Source organism: Kitasatospora sp. NPDC059571 (genome assembly GCF_042735675.1).
Lineage (GTDB): Bacteria > Actinomycetota > Actinomycetes > Streptomycetales > Streptomycetaceae > Kitasatospora.
In genome coordinates this window covers 1-1,698 of the sequence record NZ_JBHWBW010000788.1, presented here as the reverse complement: position 1 = coordinate 1,698, position 1,698 = coordinate 1, and the positions used below count along the sequence as shown (strand labels likewise).

The 1,698-nt window shown below is 83.3% G+C and carries 1 protein-coding gene and 1 pseudogene; both read left to right on the top strand.

The features are described 5' to 3' along the window. Positions 1-194 precede the first annotated feature (194 nt). Positions 195-311: pseudogene (locus tag ACFV0G_RS39025) on the top strand (LuxR C-terminal-related transcriptional regulator); the annotation flags it as partial. A gap of 12 nt (positions 312-323) precedes the next feature. After that, on the top strand, positions 324-1,698 hold a 1,375-nt coding region (locus ACFV0G_RS39020; protein ID WP_380558559.1), incomplete at its 3' end, for a hypothetical protein.

Genomic DNA, 1,698 nt, shown 5'->3' with positions numbered 1-1,698 from the left:
CGCGCCCCCGCGGGGGGGGCCGGGGGCGGGGGGGGGGGGGCGCGGGGGCGGGGGGGGGGGCGGGGGGGGCGCGCCCCCCCCCCCCCCCCGCGCGGGGGCGCCGGGGGGGGGGGGGATCGACCCCGGGGCGGGCAGCGGGCACTGCAGCGGGGCAGCGGGACACGCCGGACCGGGCCCGGGCGGACGCCGCCCGTCTGCTGCGCCGGCTGACCCGTCGCGAGGCGCAGGTCCTGGCCCGGCTGGCGGCCGGCGACGACGACCGGGCGGCGGCCGCCGCGCTGGGCATCGCGCCCGCGACGGCCCGCACCCACCTGCAGAAGGCGATGCGCAAGCTCGGCGCGGAGAACCGCGCGGACGCGGCCCGCCTCGCGGCCCTGCTGACCCCTCCCCCGGACGACCGACAAACGCCGCCCGCCGGCCCGGCACGCGCCTCCGATCCGGCACCGCGCAACGAAGCCGAACCGGCCGAACCCGAACCGACCGAACCCGAACCGGCCGTCACCCCGGCCGCGGAGACCGCGACGGCACCGGCCGACGCGCCCGCACCCGCACCCGCACCCGCACCCGCACCCGCACCCGCACCCGCACCCGCACCCGCACCCGCACCCGCACCCGCACCCGCACCCGCACCCGAGCGGGAGGCCCCCGCGGCCCCGCCGGTTCCGGCCCTGCCCGCCGACTTCGCGGCGTTCAGCGCGGCGGTGCACACCCGGCTGGTCCAGCAGACGTACCTGGTGGCCGGCTCCGCGCACCGGGCCGACCGGTGCGTCCGGGCGGCGCTGGGCGCGGCCTCGTTGTGCTGGGCGGAGGTGTCCGCGCTGCCCGACCCGGAGGGATGGGTGCGGGCCGCGGCGTTCGAGTCGGCACTGTCGCCCTGGCACCGCACGCGCCGGCACCGGGGCGGGCGCCGGCGGGGCAGCCAGGTCACCGCGGAACAGCGGGCGGCCGACCGGGCGCTGCTCGCCGCGCTGCGCCGGCTGTCCCGCGCCCGGCGGCGCGCGGTGGTCCTCCACGACGCGGTGGGACTGCCCGTGCCGGTGCTCGCGGCCGAGGTGGAGGCGAGTTCGGCGGCCGCCGAGGGCAGGGTGCTGGCGGCCCGCGCCGAGCTGGCCCGGGCCGTTCCGGCGCTGGTCGGCGAGGACCCGCTGGCCCCCGGCTTCGGGCCCGGGCTCGGCGGGCTGCTGCACGATGCGGCGGTCCGCGCCTGCCCCGCACCGCCGAAGCCGGAACCGTCCCGGCTGGCGTCCGCCGCCCGGCTGCGGGCTGGCGGGGCGACGTCGGCCGCTGCCCTGCTGACCGTCGTCGTGGCGGGCGCGATGGTGGCCGCCCTGGTGGACGGCGGCCCCGAGGACCAGGCCCGTCCGCCGGCCCGCGTGGTGGTCGCCCCACCGCCGGAGGTCTGCTCGGCGGCCGGTAGCGGCAGCGCCGGGCCGGCCGCGCCCGGGCGGGCACCGGGCCTGCGCAGCCCCTGGTGCAACCCCGCACCGCCGCAGTCGGCGGCCCTTCCGCCCCAGGACGCCGACCCGTCCGCCGGTGCACCGCAGGACGACGGGTCGCCGTCCGCCGCGGCCTCTCCGGCCGACGGTGCCGGCGCGCAGGGGCTCTCCGCCCCGCAGACGGCCGTGCCGCTCGGCGCCGCGGCCCGGCCGCCGGCCGGCTGTGCGGGCGGCGCCGGGCCGGCCGCGGGCGCGCTCGTCC